The following is a 1587-nucleotide window of genomic DNA, read 5'->3' as shown; positions in this document are numbered from 1 at the left end:
GCAGGGGCGTCTGGGGCGACGGGTGCGTGGGGCTCATGGGAGCTGCTTGGGGACGACTGAGCGGCCGCCGGGGTTTCCGGCGGCCGCTCGGCTTGCGGGTCACATCTTGCGGAGGACCGCGACCACCCGGCCGAGTACCGACGCCTCGTCGCCGGGGATCGGCTCGTAGGCGGGGTTCTGCGGCATCAGCCAGATGTGGCCGTCGTCCCGGCGCTTGAACGTCTTCACCGTGGCCTCGCCGTCGATCATGGCGGCCACGATGTCGCCCTGCTCCGCCACGGGCTGCTGGCGCACGACCACCCAGTCACCGTCGGCGATCGCGGCCTCGATCATCGAGTCACCGGTGACCTTCAGCAGGAAGTGCGTGCCCTCGCCGACCAGCTGCTTCGGCAGGGTGAACACATCCTCGACGGCCTCCTCGGCGAGGATCGGCCCACCGGCGGCGATGCGGCCGACCAGCGGCACGTACGCGGGCGTGGGCTGGGCCGAAGACGACTCGAAGGCCTCCTCGTCCGTCCGCACGGGCGTCGCCCCCGGCACCCGCACCTCGACGGCGCGCGGCCGGTTGGGGTCGCGCCGCAGGAAGCCCTTGCGCTGCAGCGCCCGGAGCTGGTGCGACACGCTGGAGGTGCTGGTCAGCCCCACGGCCTCGCCGATCTCGCGCATCGAGGGCGGGTACCCCCGGCGCTGGACCGAGTCGCGGATCACCTCCAGCACCATGCGCTGGCGCTGGGTCAGGCCCGTCTCGTCCATCGGCCCGTCGGGCAGCTCCCGGACCTTGCTCATCGCTCGTCGCCTCCCGGCGCCTCGATCCGTCACTCCTTGTCATGGAACGCTATCGCGTCTCGGCTGGATGATCAAACAATTGTTCGAAGATGCGCTCGCTTTTTGTCGGCGTCCCCTGGTAGAACATCGTACAGGCGTTCGATCGAAAATGCATTCGACATCGAGGAGGGCAGAGATGTCGGGTTCACCCCAGAGTGACCGTCCCCCGATCCGGTTGACCCGCCGCGGGCGCGCCGTCCTGGTCGGCTTCGCCGCCATGGTGACGCTCGTCCTGCTCTGGCTCACCGTCGGGCCGGGTGCCTTCGCCGGCGCCCGCGAAGGCCACACGCCGTCCCGTCCCGCCAAGACGGTCGTCGTCGAACCCGGCGACACCCTCTGGGACATAGCCTTCACCGCAGACCCGAGAACCGACCCGCGCCTCGTCGTCCAGCGCATCATCGACCTCAACGGCCTGGGCGGCGACCCCACCGTCCACCCAGGCCAAGAACTCCGCCTCCCGGCCGGCTGACGACTCCCGGCCATGCATGCCTCCTCGCGCCGCTTACGCCGAATCCCCTAGGGCGGCCCGCCCCGCCCGCAGAATCGCCCGCTCGGGGGTGGCCTTCTGGCTGCCCCGTCCACCCATCCCTGGACACACGCTGGGTGACGCCGAGAGACCACGGTGAGAACGGACTCATCCTCACCTGACCGTCCGCGGCGAGCTCATGCGTCCCGTCTTCGGGGGCGGCCCGGTCCGTTGGTGCGCATGCCCGGGGGTGTCCTGTTGGTCGAGCGGCTGTCCGTGGGGGAAGGGCCCGGGAG

2 protein-coding genes are annotated in these 1587 nt (G+C 70.7%); one reads left to right on the top strand and one right to left on the bottom strand.

Annotated elements, in window-relative coordinates; genetic code table 11:
- Window positions 1-99: 99 nt before the first annotated feature.
- Window positions 100-786 (bottom strand): transcriptional repressor LexA, encoded by a 687-nt coding sequence (gene lexA / locus E1293_RS46885; RefSeq protein ID WP_132206592.1) that lies wholly within the window; start codon window positions 784-786, stop codon window positions 100-102.
- Between the two features lie 175 nt (window positions 787-961).
- Here lexA and E1293_RS46880 point away from each other — a divergent pair, with 175 nt between their 5' ends.
- Window positions 962-1294, top strand: a complete 333-nt coding sequence (locus E1293_RS46880; RefSeq protein WP_243717589.1) for a LysM peptidoglycan-binding domain-containing protein — start codon at window positions 962-964, stop codon at window positions 1292-1294.
- Window positions 1295-1587: the final 293 nt, after the last annotated feature.

Source organism: Actinomadura darangshiensis, from assembly GCF_004349235.1.
GTDB classification, from domain to species: domain Bacteria; phylum Actinomycetota; class Actinomycetes; order Streptosporangiales; family Streptosporangiaceae; genus Spirillospora; species Spirillospora darangshiensis.
This window is presented reverse-complemented; position numbering and strand designations above follow the sequence as displayed.

Excerpts from the sequence above, each read along its gene's own strand:
- lexA (WP_132206592.1), bottom strand. The coding sequence starts at position 786 with ATGAGCAAGGTCCGGGAGCTGCCCGACGGGCCGATGGACGAGACGGGC.
- E1293_RS46880 (WP_243717589.1), top strand. The coding sequence starts at position 962 with ATGTCGGGTTCACCCCAGAGTGACCGTCCCCCGATCCGGTTGACCCGC.